This window comes from Rhodococcus sp. UFZ-B548 (assembly GCF_903819475.1).
GTDB lineage: Bacteria > Actinomycetota > Actinomycetes > Mycobacteriales > Mycobacteriaceae > Rhodococcus_F > Rhodococcus_F erythropolis.
On sequence record NZ_CAIJDS010000011.1, the window covers coordinates 21,472 to 40,075 of the forward strand.

An 18,604-nucleotide genomic window follows, 5' to 3' on the forward strand; every position below is an offset into this window, starting at 1 on the left:
ATCCGGACCTACCGACCGACTCACGCAGGTGACGCGGTGACCACGACGTTCTGTTCGTACGTGAATCCAGACGGCAACGAGGGGTCGGGCACGGTTGCGCCGCCGCAGGTCACGAGGACCAGCCTGGGCGCACCCGTTTCGGAAAAGAACTCGGCCGGCAAAGCCACCTTTTCGTACAGCTTCAGGCTCGCTGCGTGATAGATGAACATCGTTCCGGTGTCGTCGCTCACGTAGATCGGTGTTCCGGGCTTCATCTGGTGCAGCGCCCACAAGGCGCCGTGCGTGCGATCACCGTCGTCGACGTGGCCGGCAACAAGATTGGTGCCCTCCGAAGATCCGAACTGCACGCCGTTGGTGAAATGCGAAACCTTGTCAGGATGCGGAAGGATCATTCCGCGGTTGGCGCCGAACCCACTGGTCACGATGTCGGCTCGCACATCCAGATCGGGAATCGCAAGCGTGTTCGGCGGCAGATCCGTTGGCGCAGGCGCCCAACTCGCCCCTGGATCGGTTGGGGCTCCCACGTCGAAGGGTGCTTCGGGAACAGGTGCGCTGATGGGCTTCCCGGCCGCACTCACCGCAAAATAGACGAGCACCCCGCCGACCGCGAGAAATGTGACGAGCAGTAGGAGAAGCGGCAGCCGACCCGCGCGTCGGCCTCTCGGTCGCGCGTGTGTCCCGGTCTGCGCCATGTTCGTTGTCCTCCAGTCCGTCGATCGCGAAACGAATGGATCGCGAAAGAGCTAACTGTAAGATAGCTGATCGGCGCGATCGTGTTACAGGCCGCGATCTGCAAGGGCAGCGAAGGCCGAGCGAGCCAGCTCCGGATCGGCGCCGTCGAGCCAGTGCACGCGTGCGTCACGACGGAACCATGATCGTTGGCGGCGAACGTAGCGCCGCGTCCCGATGAACGTCCGTTCGAGTGCTTCGGCCAGATCGTATTCACCGTCGAAATGTGCGAGCACCTGTGCGTAGCCGATGGCTCGCGGCGCTGTGACGCCCTCACGCAATCCTTGCTCGACGAGTACGGCGACTTCGTCGACAAGTCCGCCTGAAAACATCAGCTCGGTTCGCAACCGAATCCGTGCGTCGAGTTCTTCCGTATCCCGATCCACGCCGAGAATGCGGGTTCCCCATCGAGGGGCACCGATCTGCGGAGCTGAGGCCGCGAACGGCAGACCTGTCAGCTCGACGACCTCGAGCGCCCGAACCATCCGCCGGCCGTCCGTCGGCAGTATCGACGCCGCCGCTACCGGATCAGCAGCAACAAGCGCCGCATGCACCGCACCGACCCCACCGTCGGCCAGCACTGCCTCCCACTTCGCACGAACCTCGGGATCCGTTGCCGGAAAGGACCATTCGTCGAGTAGAGACTGGACGTACATCATGGATCCGCCGACGATCACCGGAACCTTGCCCGCCGCGATCAGATTCTCGGCGATCGCGATCGCGTCGCTTTGATAACGCGCGACGGTGGCGGTCTCCTTCACGTCGAGAACGTCGAGCAGGTGATGCGGAATCCCGCGACGCTCGGCCGGCGTCAGTTTGGCGGTCCCGATATCCATGCCGCGATAGAGCTGCATCGCGTCGATGTTGATGATCTCACCGCCGAATTCTTCGGCCAGTGCCAACGCGAGATCGGACTTTCCCGACGCGGTCGGACCGACAACTGCGATCGGGCGAAGTTCTTCAGGGACGTTCACGGCCGCCACGTCCCGACGTGGTAAGCGACGCCGAACGGCGCGTCGCTGTAGTCGACCACCGAACGTGTCGTGGTTGACCGAGACGAGTCCATGAAGACACCGGCCAGGACCTGCCACGCCGCACGCCCCTGGGCTCCGACACTCCGGCAGAGCTCCGGATCGAGAGCAAGAAGTGCCTCCGGGTCACCGGCGGTCAGGGCATCGTCGATGGCTGATTGCACGCCCGCGGCGCGCTCGTCGAAGCTTCCGGGCGCCTTGGCCGTCAGCGTGGACGCACCGTCAGCCACGATCAGAAGCCCTTGCGGTCGGTTGTCGCTGTCGAGTTGCTTGCGCAGCTGCTGCCCGAATTCACGACATTCATTCACCGACGCCTCTGCACTGACGACGTGCATGTCGACGGTGATCTCCACGTCCGTTCGGGCACGCAGCCAGCCGGCAACAAGGGCGCACAGTTCGAGAGATGGCAGCGGTTCACCTGCCGCATCCGCGTCCAGGGACGTCCGGACATCGGCGCCGAATCCCGCGAAAGTACCGATCTGCCCACGTCCGACGCCCGATCGCCAGAGTTCGCCTGCTGCATTCTCGGGTTCTGCATTCTCGGGGCCGACACCGACACCGACGCCCACCCAGTGAACCGCCTCGTGAGAGAGCCGGCGCACGGCGGCTATCGCTGTAGCGCGCACCTGAGCGGACTCGGCCGAATCACCGGACAATTCCGGCACGAGTAACGGCGCCGAGGGGACGAGAACAGCGGAAGTCAACACAGTTGCCACGCTAGTCGACCCCGAGGTGGCGACCTCACACCCTCTTACCTGATTCAATAGTCGGAGAACGTGAGTACCGGGTTCAATGGAACCAGGAATGCGATCAGGCAGCCGTGACGCGCGGCAGAGACGAGGACCGATGACCGAGAACAGTGAACCCACCACCGGCGCCGACAGCAGTTCGGCCAGCCCGAACCCGGCAGCACCCAAACCCGGTGCTCCCAAACCTGGTGGACCACGCCCCGGTGCGCCCCGCCCCGGAGCACCTCGCCCCGGCCCGGCAGCCTCGCATGCCGTCACCGCCGCGCCGGCCAGCGACCCGAGCAAGTTCGGCCGCGTCGAGGAAGACGGAACCGCCTGGGTGAAGACCGCTGACGGTGAACGCCAGATCGGTTCGTGGCAGGCCGGCGACGCCACCGAGGGCCTCGCCCATTTCGGTCGTCGCTACGACGACCTCGCGACCGAGGTCTCGCTACTCGAGGCTCGTCTGACGTCGGGCGCCGGAGACGCCAAGAAGACCAAGGCTGCCGCCATCGCTCTGTCCGAATCCCTCTCCACCGCTGCCGTGATCGGTGACCTCGACGCTCTGGCCCGCCGACTTGACGTGATCGTTGCCGGGTCCGACGAGGCCGCAGCGCACGCGAAGGAAGAGAAGGAACAGTCTCGCGCCGCGAGCACCGCCCGCAAGGAGGCCCTCGCAGTCGAGGCCGAACAGATCGGTTCGGAGTCGACCCAGTGGAAGACCGCGGGTGATCGACTGCGCGAGATTCTCGACGAGTGGAAGACGATTCGCGGAATCGACCGCAAGGTCGACGACGCACTGTGGAAGCGGTACTCCAAGGCTCGCGAGTCCTTCAACCGACGGCGTGGAGCGCATTTCGCCGAACTCGATCGTGATCGTGCGAGCGCCCGTTCGACGAAGGAAGAACTGGTCGAGCGCGCCGAGAAGCTGTCGACCTCCACTGAATGGGGACAGACCGCTGGAGAATTCCGCGATCTGCTCAGCGAGTGGAAGGCTGCCGGCCGCGCACCGCGCGAGGCCGACGACAACCTGTGGAAGCGCTTCAAGGGCGCTCAGGACGTGTTCTTCGCCGCACGCAACGCTGCTGCATCCGAGCGCGACGCCGAATTCGAGCAGAACGCAGTCGCGAAGGAAGAGCTGCTCGCTGCGAACGCGAACATCGATCCGGCACACGGACTCGAGAACGCTCGTGCAGCGCTGCGAGACCTGCAGGAGAAGTGGGACGCGATCGGCAAGGTGCCGCGCGACCGGATGCAGGAACTCGAAGCGAAGCTCCGGGCCATCGAAACCAAGGTGCGCGACGCCGTCGACGCCGAGTGGCGTCGTACCGATCCGGAAGCACTTGCCCGGGTCGCGCAGTTCAAGGAGCGGGTCAGCCAGTTCGAGGAGCAGGCCGCCAAGGCTCAGGCTGCCGGCAAGACGAAGGACGCCGAGAAGGCTCTCGCTCAGGCAAAGCAGTGGCGTGAGTGGGCCGAAGCAGCCGAGAGCGCTGTCAGCGAGTAATCGACGACGAGCTGCTTTGACAACAACGCCGGCTGACTCCGAAAGGAGTCAGCCGGCGTTGTCTTGCGCTATTGGCTAAGAGAACTTCCGTGTCAGCCGACGTTCCATTCCTGATGCTTCTCGGCTTCAGCCGCAGCGATCCGGCGTTGCTCCTCGGCGGCGAGCTGAATGTTGGTTCGGGTCCAGACCACCTTGAGCCAATGGAACGTCAAGAACACGACGGCAAACCATCCGATGACCAGCCCGATCGACGGTCCTGCCACGTTGAATCCGGCGGGAATGGTCTGACGTGACCAGACGGCCATCATTCCCAGCGCACTCGCCACGGCACTACCGGCCAGCGCGACCCACGCCAGACTCCAGCGCCGCGTCACGAGTGCGAGCATCGAGAATCCGATGCCGAAGATGACAACGAACCACACGAACAAGCGTGAGAACAGTGCAATCCGTTCACTTTCCGCGTCCTGGTTGTACGCGAGCACATCCCAGCCGTTCGCCACTCCCGCATGGGGCAGTGCAAGTGTGCCGACCAGCACGAGCACCGCAACCGCGACAACCATGGCGCGCGCACCCGGATCGATTTCCCCCGCGACCTTGCGTTCCGCGTCGTCGAGGTCCTTGCGGTAGCCCTCGAAGGCGTCGTCGCCCGGCTGAGGTGTCTTGTTCTCGTGTTGCGAGGTCATGCGTTGCATCCCATCTGGACGGGTTGTGGGGCCGGGGCACCTATCTTCGGTAGTCCGAGACCTACGCCGATGGGCGGGGTCTTGGGTGTGATGCCCTTTTCGAACGAATCACCGGCGCGGGTCCGACGGTGCGTGAGCACTCCGTCATCTGCCACGAGGTGATGGGGGGCTCCGTGGGTGACGACGACCGTCACCACGTCGCCGGGTCGGATTGTGCCGTCGAGGTTTCCCTCGGGTCGGAAATGCACCAGGCGGCCGTCTCGCGCGCGACCGCTGAGACGGTGAGTCGCTGCGTTCTTGCGGCCCTCACCCGCAGCCACCAGCAGTTCTACCTCGGTGCCGACGAGTTTGCGATTTTCCTCGATGTTCACTTCTTCCTGAACCGCGAGCAATCGCATGTAGCGTTCCTGGACAACCTCTTTGGGGAGTTGATCGGCCATCTCCGCCGCCGGCGTGCCCGGGCGCTTGGAGTACTGGAAGGTGTAGGCGTTGGAGAATCGCGCCTTACGCACGACGTCCAGCGTCTCCTGGAAATCCTCTTCCGTCTCCCCCGGGAACCCGACGATGATGTCCGTGGTGATGGCGGCGTGCGGCATTGCGGCGCGCACCTTCTCGATGATCCCGAGGTACTTCGACTTGCGGTACGAGCGCTTCATCGCCTTGAGAACCTTGTCCGAACCGGACTGCAACGGCATGTGCAGTTGCGGGCAGACGTTGGGAGTGGTTGCCATAGCTTCGATGACGTCATCGGTGAACTCTGCCGGGTGCGGCGATGTGAACCTGACCCGTTCGAGGCCGTCGATGTGTCCACATGCCTTCAAGAGGGAGGCGAAGGCTCCGCGATCGCGCGGTTGTTCCGGATCGGCGAACGACACGCCGTAGGCGTTGACGTTCTGTCCGAGCAGGGTCACTTCCGAGACACCCTCGTCGACGAGTGCCTGCACCTCGGCCAGAATGTCGCCGGGACGTCGATCCACTTCCTTGCCACGTAAGGCCGGAACGATGCAGAACGTGCACGTGTTGTTACAGCCCACCGAGATGGAAACCCAACCCGCGTAGGCGGATTCGCGCTTCGCGGGCAGTGTCGACGGAAACGCCTCCAGCGCGTCGAGGATTTCGACTTCGGCGCGCTGATTGTGGCGCGCGCGGTCGAGCAGCGCGGGCAGCGAGCCGATGTTGTGAGTGCCGAAGACGACATCGACGAACGGCGCCTTCTTGACGACGGTGTCACGATCCTTCTGCGCCAGGCACCCACCGACCGCGATCTGCATGTCGGGGTTCGCCTCCTTGTTGGGGGCGAGCTGGCTGAGGTTGCCGTACAACTTGTTGTCCGCGTTCTCGCGGACCGCACACGTATTGAAGACGACAAGATCAGGATCGGTTCCGGTCTCCGCCTTCGAATACCCGGCGTCCTCGAGCAGACCGGACAGTCGCTCGGAATCGTGGACGTTCATCTGACAGCCGTACGTCCGCACCTCGTAGGTGCGAACAGGCGTAGCAGTTGCCTCCGGAACTGCAGTCGGCTCCGGAAGTGCAGGGGACATTTCGTCGATCAGTGACACGCTTCAGCCTAGCTCACGTCCACTACGACGTGTAATAACGCCCTGATAAACAACCGAAACGCGACATAAACGTCGTCACAGTAAAATTTCCATTACATATGGCAAGAACCATGGCGAAATCACGGGCGTCGACGCAAACTACGCCTAAGGTTCTCGTTTATGACCCAAGCCGACGATGCGACGACGCCGACCACCTCCGGCGATTCCACATCCATGATTTCGATGACCTCGGTGAACAAACACTTCGGGGAACTTCACGTCCTGCAAGAGGTCAATCTCGAGGTACCCAAGGGCCAAGTGGTGATCGTCCTCGGTCCGTCGGGCTCCGGTAAGTCGACTCTGTGCCGCACCATCAATCGCCTCGAACCCATCGACTCCGGCACCATCGCCGTCGACGGAAAGACGCTCCCCGAAGAGGGCAAAGCACTTGCCGCACTTCGTGCCGACGTCGGGATGGTCTTTCAGTCTTTCAACCTGTTCGCGCACAAGACGATCCTCGAGAACGTCATGCTCGCACCGATGAAGGTCCGCAAGGCAAAAAAGGACGAAGCCAAGAAGACCGCGCAGGCGTTGCTCGAACGTGTCGGTATCGCCAATCAGGCCGACAAGTACCCGGCGCAGCTTTCCGGCGGTCAGCAACAGCGTGTCGCCATTGCTCGCGCTCTTGCGATGCAGCCGAAGGTGATGTTGTTCGACGAGCCCACCTCCGCTCTCGACCCCGAGATGGTCAACGAAGTCCTCGACGTCATGACCTCCCTCGCGAAGGAAGGCATGACCATGCTCGTGGTCACGCACGAGATGGGCTTCGCGCGCAAAGCCGGCGATCGTGTGCTGTTCATGGCTGACGGCCAGGTCGTCGAAGACACCACGCCCGAAGAGTTCTTCACCCATCCCAAGTCGGATCGGGCCAAGGACTTCCTCGGCAAGATCCTCACGCACTGATTACAGTCTCCCCTCCGACAGTCCTGTCCTCGTCCACAAGACAACTTGCTCGACTGCACCGTTCACCTCGGCTGCACCGTTCATCTCGACTGCACTGTTCGTGTGTCGACAACTGAGAGGATCTTCATGAAGATCAATCGTTCCGTCCGTTTCGGAATCGGAATCATGGCCATCGCGTTCGCTGCCACGGCCTGTGGCGGCGGCGAGGAGAACAAGTCGATCACCGAGAGCGCTTCCGACGGCACTCTCACCGTCGGCATCAAGTTCGATCAGCCCGGCCTCGGTCAGCGCAACCCTGACGGCACCTTCTCCGGCTTCGACGTCGAGGTAGCCCGTTACATCGCAAACGAACTCGGCGTGAAGCCCGAAGGCATCACCTTCAAGGAATCTCCGTCAGCCCAGCGCGAGACCCTGATCCAGAACGGCGAGGTCGACTACATCGTCGCGACATACTCGATCACCGACACGCGCAAGGAAAAGGTCAGCTTCGGCGGCCCGTACTTCATCGCAGGCCAGTCGCTGCTCGTTCGCTCCGACAACACCGACATCACCGGCCCCGATTCCCTGACCGGCGGCAAGAAGCTCTGCTCGGTGTCGGGTTCGACTCCGGCGCAGAACATCCAGGACAACTACGCCAAGGACGTCCAGCTCCAGCCGCTCGACACCTACTCCGCTTGTGTCGAGGCTCTGCGCAACGGCGCTGTCGACGCTGTCACCACCGACGACATCATCCTCGCCGGCTACGCTGCCCAGTACCCGGGCGAGCTGAAGGTCGTCGGAGAACCGTTCACGACCGAAAAGTACGGTGTCGGCCTGGCCAAGGACGATTCCGAGGGTCGCGGCAAGATCAACGATGCCATCGAGAAGATGATCTCCACCGGCGCGTGGGAAGAAGCCTTCAACAACACCGTTGGCGCTTCGGGCTACCCCATCCCGGCCCCGCCCACCGTTGATCGTTACTGACCTGCTTTTTTCACCGTCAATCTCGCTGCGGCTCCCCACTTCGGGAGCCGCAGCGCGTGACGCCACCAACGGAGATCCCGTGATCTGGGGAGACGGCAAGTGAACCTTCTGAGCAAGTACGGCGACCAGATTCTGGAAGCCTTCTGGACCACGATCCAGCTGACGTTCTTCTCCGCGATCGGCGCCGTCATCATCGGTGTCCTGATCGCGGCCATGCGCGTGTCACCCGTTCCGGTCGCCCGATTCCTGGGTACCGCGTACGTGACCGTGTTCCGCAACACCCCCCTGACACTGATTCTGCTGTTCTGTCTGTTCGGTCTGTCGCAGACGCTCGGAGTCAATCTCGCCAAGTCGGACTCACCGACGTTCTTGACAGACAACAACTTCCGACTCGCAGTACTCGGCCTCAGTGTCTATACCGCCGCGTTCGTGTGTGAGTCACTTCGATCGGGAATCAATACCGTTCCGGTCGGCCAGGCCGAAGCGGGCCGATCACTCGGTCTGTCGTTCGCACAAAATCTTCGGCTGATCGTCCTGCCTCAGGCATTTCGCGCGGTCACAGCACCGCTGGGTAGCGTGCTGATCGCACTGACCAAGAACTCGACCATCGCCGCGGTGATCGGCGTATCCGAAGCGTCAGCGCTGATGAAGAAGATGATCGAAAACGAAGCGGCGATCTTCGTCGTCGGTGGAATCTTCGCTGTCGGTTTCGTGATCCTGACACTTCCCATGGGCTTGATCTTCGGCAAGCTGAGCAAGCGATTCGAGGTTTCACGATGAGCAACCGCGCAACAGTCCTCTACGACGCGCCCGGCCCCAGAGCGCGAAATCTCTACCGATTCGCGTCCCTTGTCGTCGCTGCACTCATGGTCGCAATCGGTTACGTCATCTACCGCGCACTCGACGAAAAGGGCCAGCTGACAGCAGCGAAGTGGGATCCGTTCCTCGAATCCACGTCGTGGACAACGTATCTGATACCCGGCATCCGGGGAACGCTGATCGCGGCTGCGATGTCCATCGTCTTCGCGCTCATCCTCGGTTCTGCCCTGGGTATCGGCCGACTCTCCGAGCACAACATCATTCGGAAGATTTGCGGCGTCATCGTCGAATTGTTCCGAGCAGTACCGGTTCTGATTCTGATGATCTTCTCGTATCAGGTGTTCGCCGAATACGAGGTCTTCAAGTCCAAGTACCTCGCACTCGCGGCAGTCGTCGTGGGTCTGACTTTGTACAACGGGTCAGTGATCGCCGAGATCGTCCGTGCCGGAATCAACTCACTCCCACGAGGGCAAAGTGAGGCCGCCAAGGCACTGGGCATGCGCAAGACGCAGATCATGGTGACGATCCTGCTCCCCCAGGCGGTTACCGCCATGCTCCCGGCACTGATTTCACAGATGGTCGTGGCGTTGAAGGACTCCGCCCTCGGTTACCTGATCGGGTATGTCGAGCTGGTGCGTCAGGCCCAACAGCTCGGCACCTTCTACGGAAACTTCCTGCCGGCGCTCATCGTGGTCGCCGCGATTATGATCGCTCTCAACTCGGCTCTGACCTTCCTGGCAACCAAGGTGGAGAAGCGCCTGCGTTCCGGAAAGCGAAAGGGTAAGGGCCCCATCGCGGCTCCGTCCGCCGACCCAGCCGTTTCGGTTCCGGGTATGGACCTGACCAAGCCGTGAATCAGATGGAACCGTGAGTCGAATCCAGCCGCGTTAGCGCGAATACACAACAGGGCGGGGGTACCACCGAATTTCGGTGGTACCCCCGCCCTGTTGTTCTGAATGCTGCACTTCGCTACGAGTCGGTGACCGCCGCCATCTCGGCTTTGACCACCTCGTACGACATCCCAGCTGAATATCCCTTGCGTGCCAGCATCGAGACCAGTCGACGCGTGACCTTGTCACGATCATCGACGGGCTTGTTCTTCAGCTTCCGCCGAACCAGCTCCGCTGCTCGCTCGCGCTCATCTTCCGGATCGATCTGCGACAACGCTTCGGAAGCGACGTCCTGGTCGATTCCTTTGAGCCGCAACTCGACTGCAAGCGCACGCTTTCCCTTGCCCGAGTACGTATGCCGCGAATGAACCCATTGGTTCGCGAAGTCCGCGTCGTCGATCAACCCGATTTCCTGGAGTCGATCGAGGACCTTGGTAATGATCTCGGGTTCGAAGCCGCGTCCGCTCAGCTTGGTTTCCAGTTCGGAGCGGCTGCGCGCCCGGTCGGTCAGAAGGCGCAGGCAAGCATCTTTGGCCTGCGCCTCCGTCCCACCTTCTGCGCGTTGCGACGGCTTCTCGGATCGTTGACGGGATCGACGCCGAGGAGCGCCGTACTCTTCACGAGCATTCTCGCCGTTGTCACCGTCGTCGAAGCTCATCACTGAACTCAGAAGTCGGCGGGAGCTTCGTCGGTTGCAGTGACGTCAGCACCGATACCGAGCTTTTCCTTGATCTTCTTCTCGATCTCGTCACGGATATCGGTGTTCTCCAGCAAGAACTTACGAGCATTTTCCTTGCCCTGACCCAACTGGTCACCTTCGTAGGTGTACCAGGAGCCGGACTTGCGGATGAACCCGTGCTCGACACCCATATCGATGAGCGAGCCTTCCTTGCTGATGCCCTGGCCGTAGAGAATATCGAACTCGGCCTGCTTGAACGGCGGCGCGACCTTGTTCTTGACGACCTTGACTCGAGTGCGGTTACCGACTGCGTCGGTACCGTCCTTGAGAGTTTCGATACGACGGATGTCGAGGCGGACCGAAGCGTAGAACTTCAGTGCCTTACCACCGGTGGTGGTTTCGGGAGAACCGAACATCACGCCGATCTTCTCGCGAAGCTGGTTGATGAAGATGACGGTGGTGCCCGAGTTGTTCATGGCACCGGTGATCTTGCGCAGTGCCTGGCTCATCAGTCGAGCCTGCAAACCGACGTGGCTGTCACCCATCTCGCCTTCGATCTCGGCGCGAGGAACAAGAGCGGCCACGGAGTCGATCACGACGATGTCGAGGGCGCCCGAACGGATCAGCATGTCGGTGATTTCGAGAGCCTGCTCACCCGTATCGGGCTGCGAGACCAGGAGTGCATCGGTGTCGACGCCCAGCTTGGCTGCATAGTCGGGATCGAGTGCGTGCTCCGCGTCGATGAACGCCGCGATGCCGCCGTTGGCCTGAGCATTGGCAACTGCGTGCAGTGCCACGGTGGTCTTACCCGAAGATTCCGGGCCGTAGATCTCGATGACGCGGCCACGCGGCAGTCCGCCGATACCCAGCGCGACGTCGAGCGCGATGGAACCGGTGGGAATGACGGCGATGGGCTGACGAACACCCTCGCCCAAGCGCATCACCGAACCCTTGCCGAAGTTCTTGTCGATCTGCGCCAACGCGAGGTCGAGTGCCTTGTCCCGATCAGGTGCCTGTGGTGCCATCGTGATCCCCATCCTTGTTTCAGTCTTCAGTGCCTGCCTGAGCAGACTCCGTCTCTTCAGCGCCTGCCTGAGCCGACCCTGTTGGTGTGTTGCGATCAGAGTAGATCCGGCCACCGACAGACTTTTCGATCTTGCTTTCGCGCTTGTCGATAACTGTGCTTGTCGATCACTGTGCTTGTCGATAACCGTGCTTGTCGATAACCGTGCTTGTCGATAACCGAAAGTTCGCAGTTACGAAAGGAGCGTCACCACCGAACAGCTTCAGCATAGACGAACACGTGTTCGAACAGAAGATGGGAGACGTTCGACACGCCGAAAAAATCAGCGGCGGGCGGGCGGTACGTCGAACTCCACACAGAGCGCACGCCACACTTCGCGAGGCTCCCAACCTGCTTCGACGGCCTCCGCAGCAGTCATTCCGTCGAGACTCTGGAGTACATGGTCGATCAGCATCGAGTCGCCTCGTACCTGCCCGAACTCTTCGCGCACCATTTCATGAAATTCGGTCAACCGCACAGCCGCCACCGTAGTCCACAGAGCGGTGCACCTGCATTCAGGCGCAACATGCTCACGCCGTCACACCGCCGTTGACCACCTGTCGGCACACCGCCACCGGATCGGCGACCTGCGACGCAGTCGCGGCAGCAGACATCGCAGCTTCCGCGAATCGTTTGTCGGAGAGCACCTGCAGTACGGCATCGCGAATCGAGCGGGCATCTGCGGGCCGCACGATCACCGACGTCCCTGCCCGCGCAGCGCGATTGGCCAACTCCCACTGGTCCCCACCCCCGGGAACGACGACCGTCGGCACGCCGGCCAGCAAGGCCTTCGCCAACATGCCGTGCCCGCCGCCGCACACCAACACCGACGCGTCACGCAGCATCGCGTCCTGGCGTCCGAGACCTGCACGAACCCAATCGGGATGCTCGCCTTCGGCTCCGTCGAGCATCGACGCGATCAGCCGCACACCGGCGCCGCCGAGTCCTTCGACCGTGCCCTCGAACATTCCCACTGCGCCGGTGTGCGCCGTGGACGGCGCCACCATGACCAGCGGTTCGTCACCTGGCGGTGGGTCCAGAATCACCTCGGTCGGCTCCCAGAGAAGCGGGCCGACGACGTGGGCGTGCTCCGGCCAGTCGGGACGCGGCACTTCCAGTGCCGGAAGTGTTGCGATCAGGCGAGCATGCGGGCCTGGATCCAGGGCGGGTAGCCCGATGCCGACACGGGCCTGCGAGCGCTGCGCCAACCCTTGCTTGATCGAACGTCCTGTTGCGGCGCGCATCAGGGTGTCGCGAAGTCGACCACGAATTCCGATGCCGGGCGCGAGCCCACTGCCGATCGGCGGTAACCCCCGCGACGGTGAGTACAGCGGGTGAGGCGAAAGTTCCACCCAGGGGATGCCGAGTCGTTCGGCGGCCAATCCGCCTCCGGCAGTGAGGATGTCGGAGACGACGAGATCCGGGGAGACGGATTTCAGGTCGGGAAGCAGTTCGGTGGAAATATAGGCGGCGCGCGAATGAATCCGAGCGCCTGCATCAAGATCGTCGTCTCCCGGCCGCGGGGCCAAGCCCTTGAGAGGCTCGGCTTCCACGCCGGCCGCTCGCGCTGCCTCGACCCACCGGGTCCCCGTGTACAGAATCGGGTCGTCGCCGGCCTGGATCAACGCCAGCGACAACGCTATTGCGGGAAAAGCATGACCCGGGTCCGGCCCGGCAACAACGGCTACACGCACCGGATCAGAGTGTCACACCGAGTGAAAGGCCTGTTCCGCCGCACCCAGTGCGCGTTCGCGATCCGAAGCCACCAATCCGATTCTCGTCCTGCGATCAAGGACGTCGTCGACGTCGAGTGCGCCTTCATGCGATACCGCGAAATCGAACTCGGCGCCGCAGATCTCCAAGTCCGCAACCGATCGGAGTCGATCGCTGCTCGCCGCGGCCACGACCTCGGCCTCTGTGCCGTATCGCGCCACCAACGACGCCGGTGCCTTGATCTTTTTCAATTCCATCGGTGATGCAGCGCCTACCAGCGGCAACGCGCGTGTCCGACACGCCCCGGCGCTCAGCGATCCGACCTCGACCGCGGCGTCGACGGCGTCTTCGGCCATCTTGCGGTACGTCGTGAGTTTTCCGCCCACCACCGTGACCAAGCCCGAGTCCGAACGGACTACAGCGTGATTGCGCGAGAGGTCGGCCGTCGAGCCTTCACCGGTGTCCAGCAGCGGACGCAGACCCGCGAAGGTCCCCAAGACGTCCTCACGGGTCAGCGGAACTTCCAACGCCGTGTTCACGGTGTCGAGCAGGAAGTCGATCTCGTCCTCGGACGCCGTCGGTACGTCGGGCACCGGTCCCGGCGCTGCTTCGTCGGTCAACCCGAGGTAGATCCGGCCGAGCTGCGCGGGCAGCGCGAAGACGAAACGGTTGGTCTCGCCGGGAATCGGCACGGTCAGTGCTGCCGTGGGGTTCCCCAATCGCTCTGCATCGAGCACCAGGTGCGTCCCGCGGCTGGGGCGCAGGGTGATGCTGGAGTCGACCTGATCAGCCCAGACACCGGTCGCATTGACCACGACGCGGGCACGCATCAAGAACTCGGACCCGGTCAACTCGTCGCGCAAGGTGGCCGACGTTCCGGATACGTCGTATGCACCGACGCGGGTCAGGATTCGCGCGCCGTAGGACGCTGCGGTTCGGGCGATGCCGACGACGAGCCGGGCGTCGTCGATGAGCTGCCCGTCGAACGCGGTCAAGGCGCCTCGTAGGTTCTCCTGCTTGACCGCGGGAGCCAATTCGCGCGCCCGCGCAGCGCTGACCGTCCGTGATCTGGGTAAAACCGAAGCCGGGGTTCGCGCCGACATGCGCAGAGCGTCACCGGCCAGGAAACCGGTACGCACCAGGGCCTTCCCGAAGAACGACGTTTCGGGCAACAGCGGTACGAGTTGAGGCATGGCGCGAACGAGGTGCGGCGCGGTGCGCGTCATGAGAATGCCGCGCTCGACCGCACTTTCACGCGCTATACCGACATTGCCGGAAGCCAGGTACCGAAGGCCGCCGTGTGCCAGTTTCGAACTCCAGCGGCTGGTGCCGAACGCGAGGTCGTGCTTTTCGACCAGCGCAACACTGAGCCCACGAGTCACGGCGTCGAGAGCGACACCGACACCGGTGATTCCGCCGCCGATGACCAGGACGTCAACCGAATCGCCGTTCGCCAACTGCTCGAGCTCACGAGTACGCCGCTGTGCATTGAGAGCTGAATCGCCGCCTGCTGAATCACTGCCTGCTGAATCTCGAGGGTCCACAGCTATTCTCCCGAATTCTTTGCAGGTGCCAGATACGCAGCGACCGCATGTCTGAGTTGCTCGACCGACGCGTCGGCGGAAAGTTCCGGCTCGAGAGTCGGTGCGGAGATGACGACGGACTGAGCCATCAGTAGAACCATCGCCGCAATCTCGTTGACGCTTCCCTCGCGAATCGAACCGTCTTGTTGACCGGCAGCTACGACGGAAGTGATCAGTTCGAGAATCGACTTCTGGCTCGCGCCGAGTCGGTCCACGATGTAGGTGGTGAGCAACTCTTGATCAGCGTGCCGAATCTTCACGAAGAGCGGATGGTCGCGAATCTGGCCGACGACGTCCCCGATCGCTTCCACGAGCAATGTGGCCGCAGACCCGGTGAAGGTCACCTCGGGCAGCACCGATCGAATCTCCCGGGTGAGCAGATCCGCGACGACGGCTCGCGTGTCCGGCCATCGCCGGTAGACGGTCGGCCGGCTCACGCCGGCGCGACGCGAGATCTCCGCAAGTGTGGTTCGCTGCATTCCGAAATCGAGGACACACGACCTTGCTGCGTCGAGAATCACGTCGTCGATCTCGCGGCTGGGGATGCGCTGACCGTCTGCCTTGCGAGGGACAATTGGGCCATCTGCGTTACGGATTACCATCGTATGTAACACAATACCGGACAAGTCGCCGGTAATCCCGTCGGGACTTGCGAGTTCTCTCGCTCAGAGATCATCAGAAATAGTACAACTCGAAACCAACTGCGCGCTCGGCGTCGAATCCAGGCTTCGGTCCGCTGACCATGTCGATCTGTGCGCGCGCCTGTTCCCGGATCGGCGTGGAACTCAACGCCGCCAGATATCGCGCATGTTCCGCGAGCGAATCCACGGCGCGATCGACCGTCGACGTCACGTCGACGCAGTGTGTAGGAGTCATCGTGTTGACCGCAACCCACCGAACGCCGGACCACGGCGCCAGTCCCTGCGCCGTCAATGACGGAAAGATCCATTCGTTCGCCGCATCAGCGGTCGCGTCCAGGACGCTGATCCCGAGCGCTCGGTGATCCGCGCTGTTGAGGTAGCCAGGTCCCCAGGTATGGGAGAAGTTCATCGTCACCACCAATTCCGGGCGGTGACGACGAACTGCTGCGGCGAGAGTCGAGCGCAACTCCAAGCCTTCCACGAGACGACCATCGGGCAGGCCGAGGAATTCCACCTCACTGACACCGACGATCGCGGCCGAGCGACGCTCTTCTTCTTCGCGGACCTGGCCGGACTCCTCGGGCGACAGACCGGCGATTCCGGCCTCGCCGCGCGTGGCCAGGACATATCGCACGTCTTTGCCGCGATCGGTCCACTGCGCCACTGCTGCGGCTGCGCCGTATTCGATGTCATCGGGATGCGCCACGATGACAATCGCGCGCTGCCAGTCCTCGGGGAAGTTTTCCATAGGGCAGATCTTGCCCGTCAGAACCGCGAAGCGGGCGAATTGTCGTCACTTCCCGACATCGCCTTCACCAGGAAATAGATTCCGAAGCCGACAGCGCCGACCACCAGAACCCAGAAAAGCCCCTTGATCAGCGCACCGACCACCGCGAGTGCGACCCACACCAGTACGACGGCCAAAACGATCTTCCAAAACATGCTTGCCTCCAACGTGCCGTTGAATAATCAGTCGAATCGGACAGGTGCTGCGTCGTCCGTAGAACCAGCCTGACAGGTCTGGCGTGACAAAGCAGCAGCTCAGCGGCAAGTTCAGGTAAAGATCAGGGTTCACCCCGAGACCGGCCCTCACGCAGGTCAGGTGTCCAACCCATCGGAGCTTGCTCCTGGCGTAAACTCGCGAAGTTCGATCCCGTATGCCGAAGGAGCACGTCCGCAGTGTCTACGACCCGTTTCCCCGCTCGCGATCTCGCGCATGTAGCCGTCTTCGCCGCACTCATCATCGCGCTGGGCCTCCCCGGGTCGATCAACATCGGCATCTCCGGTGTACCGATCACACTTCAGTCCATGGGCGTCATGATGGCCGGCGCTCTACTCGGACCGCGCAAGGGTGTTCTCGCCGTCCTGACGGTCATTGCCCTGGGATTGGTCGGTCTACCGGTCCTTGCCGGCGGTCGCACCGCACTCGTGTCCCTCTCCAGCCCGACGGCCGGATTCCTCATCGGTTGGATCCCGACGGCGTTTGTCATCGGATGGCTGACTGCCAAGATGCTGCCCAAGTACCGGATCATCGCGGGCATCGGCATCAACCTTCTCGGCGGCGTCGTCATTCTCTACGCGTTCGGCATCGTCGGAATGATGGTCCGCGGACACATGAGCTTCGTTGCCGCATGGTCGGCCAACGCCGCCTTCATTCCTCTCGACGCCGCAAAAGCGGTCGTCACCGCGTTGGTCGCGTCCCAGGTCCATCGGGCATACCCGGCACTACTGCGCGACTCGGTGATCTCGTCGAACAAGACCGTGGTGGCGAATTAATCTCCGATGAGTGAGATCGTCTTCGAGAACGTCGGACACAGCTTCGGTGAACGAACGGTCCTGCAGCAGATAAATCTGCGACTGAGCGAGCAGCGAATCGGAATCGTGGGTGCGAACGGAAGCGGCAAGTCGACCCTCGCTCGCATGATCAACGGACTGGTCGTTCCAACGGAAGGACGCGTCCACGTCAACGGCTTGGACACGGCGAAGAAGGGCCGCGACGTACGCAAGCAGGTCGGATTCGTCTTCACCGATCCCAACCACCAGATCGTGATGCCGACGGTTGCCGAGGACATCGAATTCTCGCTCCGCCGTAGCGGATTGGGCAAAGCCGAGCGCGCCGCAAAGGTGGCCTCGGTGCTCGAACGCTACGGCCTCGCCGGGCACGCCGACCATCCCACCCACCAGCTTTCCGGCGGGCAGAAACAGCTCCTCGCGCTCGCGGCCATCATGGTGACGGAACCGAACGTACTCGTCGCCGACGAACCCACCACGCTCCTCGACCTTCGCAACTCTCGGCTGATCAGTTCGGTATTCGAGTCACTCGATCAGCAACTTATCGTCGTGACCCACCAACTCGATCTCCTCGAATCCTTCGAACGGGTGTTGGTCGTCGACCAAGGCCGCGTCGTCGCTGACGGCTCCCCCGCCGACTCCATCGATCACTACCGGTCGTTGGTCTCGTGACCACTCTCGGCGTCTACCGACCGGGCTGCTCACTCCTGCACCGGATGCCGACGGGGATCAAGCTCTTCGCCTTGGTCGTGGCCATCCTCGCCGTCTCGATCTTCGTGCGTGAGCCGTGGCAACTGGCAGCTCCCACGATCGTCGTTGTGGCCCTGTACGCGATTGCGCGCATTCCTCCGATGACTGCAATCCGGCAGCTGCGTCCAGCGCTGTGGATGTTGCTCTTCATCGGGGCGTTCCAGCTGGTAGTCGCGGGATGGCAGCGAGCGGCCGTCGTTTGCGGGGTTCTGATCATTTCGATCGCCTTCGCGGCGATCATGGGTCTGACCACACGGATCTCCGAGATGCTCGACGCGATCACCAGATTCCTGACACCCTTGCGACGCTTCGGCGTCAATCCCGAACGGATCGCCTTGCTCCTCGCAATGACGATCCGGTGTATCCCGCTGATGTTCGAGGTCATCACACAGGTGTCCGAGGCACGCAAGGCGCGAGGGCTCGGATTCTCGCTGCGATCCTTCGCAGTGCCGGTCATCGTCGGCACCCTGATGACCGCGGACGCAATGGGTGAAGCATTGGCGGCCCGCGGCGCCGACGACTGAGACGTCGAA

21 protein-coding genes are annotated in these 18,604 nt (G+C 62.6%); 8 read left to right on the forward strand and 13 right to left on the reverse strand.

Annotation, left to right across the window (positions count from 1 at the left end; all coding sequences use genetic code 11):
• Positions 1–20 precede the first annotated feature (20 nt).
• The 3 genes from H7C86_RS12230 to H7C86_RS12240 form a co-directional block, all read right to left on the reverse strand.
• Positions 21–692, reverse strand: coding sequence for a class F sortase (locus tag H7C86_RS12230; RefSeq protein WP_019748205.1), 672 nt, complete (start codon positions 690–692; stop codon positions 21–23).
• Between the two features lie 84 nt (positions 693–776).
• Positions 777–1,712, reverse strand: coding sequence for a tRNA (adenosine(37)-N6)-dimethylallyltransferase MiaA (miaA, locus tag H7C86_RS12235; protein WP_019748204.1), 936 nt, complete (start codon positions 1,710–1,712; stop codon positions 777–779).
• On the reverse strand, positions 1,700–2,467 hold the full coding sequence (locus tag H7C86_RS12240; protein ID WP_182261602.1) for a class III extradiol dioxygenase subunit B-like domain-containing protein: 768 nt from the start codon (positions 2,465–2,467) through the stop codon (positions 1,700–1,702). The genes miaA and H7C86_RS12240 overlap by 13 nt, the downstream gene beginning before the upstream one ends.
• A 139-nt stretch (positions 2,468–2,606) precedes the next feature.
• On the opposite strand from H7C86_RS12240, the gene H7C86_RS12245 reads away from it, so the two are divergent.
• A complete protein-coding gene (locus tag H7C86_RS12245; RefSeq protein WP_182261603.1) occupies positions 2,607–3,992 on the forward strand; it encodes a DUF349 domain-containing protein in 1,386 nt (461 codons plus the stop codon).
• A 92-nt stretch (positions 3,993–4,084) separates the two neighbouring features.
• Here H7C86_RS12245 and H7C86_RS12250 read toward each other — a convergent pair whose 3' ends face one another.
• Both H7C86_RS12250 and miaB read right to left on the reverse strand, forming a co-directional pair.
• Entirely contained in the window at positions 4,085–4,675 is a 591-nt protein-coding gene (locus tag H7C86_RS12250; protein WP_020907525.1) for a hypothetical protein, read from the reverse strand.
• Positions 4,672–6,219: a tRNA (N6-isopentenyl adenosine(37)-C2)-methylthiotransferase MiaB gene (gene miaB, locus H7C86_RS12255; RefSeq protein ID WP_020907524.1), complete on the reverse strand. Its 1,548-nt coding sequence runs from the start codon at positions 6,217–6,219 to the stop codon at positions 4,672–4,674. The genes H7C86_RS12250 and miaB overlap by 4 nt, the downstream gene beginning before the upstream one ends.
• Positions 6,220–6,450: 231 nt before the next feature.
• Here miaB and gluA point away from each other — a divergent pair, with 231 nt between their 5' ends.
• The 4 genes from gluA to H7C86_RS12275 all read left to right on the forward strand — a co-directional run bounded on the left by gluA (position 6,451) and on the right by H7C86_RS12275 (position 9,815).
• Positions 6,451–7,179 carry a glutamate ABC transporter ATP-binding protein GluA gene (gene gluA, locus H7C86_RS12260; protein WP_007735175.1) on the forward strand — a complete coding sequence of 243 codons (729 nt, stop codon included), beginning with the start codon at positions 6,451–6,453 and terminating at the stop codon, positions 7,177–7,179.
• A gap of 126 nt (positions 7,180–7,305) precedes the next feature.
• Complete coding sequence (locus H7C86_RS12265) at positions 7,306–8,142, forward strand: glutamate ABC transporter substrate-binding protein (RefSeq protein ID WP_020907523.1); 837 nt, start codon at positions 7,306–7,308, stop codon at positions 8,140–8,142.
• A gap of 99 nt (positions 8,143–8,241) precedes the next feature.
• On the forward strand, positions 8,242–8,922 hold the full coding sequence (locus H7C86_RS12270) for an amino acid ABC transporter permease (protein ID WP_019748198.1): 681 nt from the start codon (positions 8,242–8,244) through the stop codon (positions 8,920–8,922).
• Positions 8,919–9,815 (forward strand): amino acid ABC transporter permease, encoded by an 897-nt coding sequence (locus H7C86_RS12275; RefSeq protein WP_007735172.1) that lies wholly within the window; start codon positions 8,919–8,921, stop codon positions 9,813–9,815. Before H7C86_RS12270 ends, H7C86_RS12275 begins: the two co-directional genes overlap by 4 nt.
• 115 nt (positions 9,816–9,930) lie before the next feature.
• Here H7C86_RS12275 and recX read toward each other — a convergent pair whose 3' ends face one another.
• From recX to H7C86_RS12315, 8 genes are all read right to left on the reverse strand, one after another.
• Positions 9,931–10,509, reverse strand: coding sequence for a recombination regulator RecX (gene recX, locus H7C86_RS12280; RefSeq protein WP_020907522.1), 579 nt, complete (start codon positions 10,507–10,509; stop codon positions 9,931–9,933).
• A gap of 8 nt (positions 10,510–10,517) precedes the next feature.
• Entirely contained in the window at positions 10,518–11,555 is a 1,038-nt protein-coding gene (recA, locus tag H7C86_RS12285) for a recombinase RecA (protein ID WP_007735170.1), read from the reverse strand.
• A gap of 321 nt (positions 11,556–11,876) precedes the next feature.
• Complete coding sequence (locus H7C86_RS12290) at positions 11,877–12,071, reverse strand: DUF3046 domain-containing protein (RefSeq protein WP_003942185.1); 195 nt, start codon at positions 12,069–12,071, stop codon at positions 11,877–11,879.
• Positions 12,072–12,123: 52 nt separating this feature from the next.
• A complete protein-coding gene (locus tag H7C86_RS12295; RefSeq protein ID WP_021333599.1) occupies positions 12,124–13,287 on the reverse strand; it encodes a glycosyltransferase in 1,164 nt (387 codons plus the stop codon).
• Positions 13,288–13,299: 12 nt separating this feature from the next.
• Entirely contained in the window at positions 13,300–14,850 is a 1,551-nt protein-coding gene (locus H7C86_RS12300) for a glycerol-3-phosphate dehydrogenase/oxidase (RefSeq protein ID WP_084326616.1), read from the reverse strand.
• 2 nt (positions 14,851–14,852) lie between these two features.
• Entirely contained in the window at positions 14,853–15,491 is a 639-nt protein-coding gene (locus H7C86_RS12305; RefSeq protein WP_019748192.1) for a TetR/AcrR family transcriptional regulator, read from the reverse strand.
• Positions 15,492–15,564: 73 nt separating this feature from the next.
• Positions 15,565–16,278, reverse strand: coding sequence for a PIG-L deacetylase family protein (locus H7C86_RS12310; RefSeq protein WP_182261604.1), 714 nt, complete (start codon positions 16,276–16,278; stop codon positions 15,565–15,567).
• Between the two features lie 17 nt (positions 16,279–16,295).
• Positions 16,296–16,472, reverse strand: coding sequence for a hypothetical protein (locus H7C86_RS12315; protein WP_003942133.1), 177 nt, complete (start codon positions 16,470–16,472; stop codon positions 16,296–16,298).
• A gap of 237 nt (positions 16,473–16,709) precedes the next feature.
• Between H7C86_RS12315 and H7C86_RS12320 the strand changes: the two genes are divergently transcribed.
• From H7C86_RS12320 to H7C86_RS12330, 3 genes are read left to right on the forward strand one after another with little or no spacing between them, the layout of a single operon-like run.
• Positions 16,710–17,306 carry a biotin transporter BioY gene (locus tag H7C86_RS12320; RefSeq protein WP_019748189.1) on the forward strand — a complete coding sequence of 199 codons (597 nt, stop codon included), beginning with the start codon at positions 16,710–16,712 and terminating at the stop codon, positions 17,304–17,306.
• Positions 17,307–17,312: 6 nt separating this feature from the next.
• Positions 17,313–17,993 carry an energy-coupling factor ABC transporter ATP-binding protein gene (locus H7C86_RS12325; RefSeq protein WP_070797201.1) on the forward strand — a complete coding sequence of 227 codons (681 nt, stop codon included), beginning with the start codon at positions 17,313–17,315 and terminating at the stop codon, positions 17,991–17,993.
• The gene (locus H7C86_RS12330) at positions 17,990–18,595 is read left to right on the forward strand and encodes an energy-coupling factor transporter transmembrane protein EcfT (RefSeq protein ID WP_019748187.1); all 606 of its coding nucleotides are present in this window, start codon (positions 17,990–17,992) and stop codon (positions 18,593–18,595) included. The genes H7C86_RS12325 and H7C86_RS12330 overlap by 4 nt, the downstream gene beginning before the upstream one ends.
• Positions 18,596–18,604: the final 9 nt, after the last annotated feature.

What these genes read in the sequence shown, in the direction of transcription:
- H7C86_RS12230 (WP_019748205.1), bottom strand. Translation starts at nt 692, where the DNA reads ATGGCGCAGACCGGGACACACGCGCGACCGAGAGGCCGACGCGCGGGT.
- H7C86_RS12245 (WP_182261603.1), top strand. Translation starts at nt 2,607, where the DNA reads ATGACCGAGAACAGTGAACCCACCACCGGCGCCGACAGCAGTTCGGCC.
- H7C86_RS12250 (WP_020907525.1), bottom strand. Translation starts at nt 4,675, where the DNA reads ATGACCTCGCAACACGAGAACAAGACACCTCAGCCGGGCGACGACGCC.
- miaB (WP_020907524.1), bottom strand. Translation starts at nt 6,219, where the DNA reads ATGTCCCCTGCACTTCCGGAGCCGACTGCAGTTCCGGAGGCAACTGCT.
- gluA (WP_007735175.1), top strand. Translation starts at nt 6,451, where the DNA reads ATGATTTCGATGACCTCGGTGAACAAACACTTCGGGGAACTTCACGTC.
- H7C86_RS12265 (WP_020907523.1), top strand. Translation starts at nt 7,306, where the DNA reads ATGAAGATCAATCGTTCCGTCCGTTTCGGAATCGGAATCATGGCCATC.
- H7C86_RS12275 (WP_007735172.1), top strand. Translation starts at nt 8,919, where the DNA reads ATGAGCAACCGCGCAACAGTCCTCTACGACGCGCCCGGCCCCAGAGCG.
- recX (WP_020907522.1), bottom strand. Translation starts at nt 10,509, where the DNA reads ATGAGCTTCGACGACGGTGACAACGGCGAGAATGCTCGTGAAGAGTAC.
- recA (WP_007735170.1), bottom strand. Translation starts at nt 11,555, where the DNA reads ATGGCACCACAGGCACCTGATCGGGACAAGGCACTCGACCTCGCGTTG.
- H7C86_RS12305 (WP_019748192.1), bottom strand. Translation starts at nt 15,491, where the DNA reads ATGGTAATCCGTAACGCAGATGGCCCAATTGTCCCTCGCAAGGCAGAC.
- H7C86_RS12310 (WP_182261604.1), bottom strand. Translation starts at nt 16,278, where the DNA reads ATGGAAAACTTCCCCGAGGACTGGCAGCGCGCGATTGTCATCGTGGCG.
- H7C86_RS12315 (WP_003942133.1), bottom strand. Translation starts at nt 16,472, where the DNA reads ATGTTTTGGAAGATCGTTTTGGCCGTCGTACTGGTGTGGGTCGCACTC.
- H7C86_RS12325 (WP_070797201.1), top strand. Translation starts at nt 17,313, where the DNA reads ATGAGTGAGATCGTCTTCGAGAACGTCGGACACAGCTTCGGTGAACGA.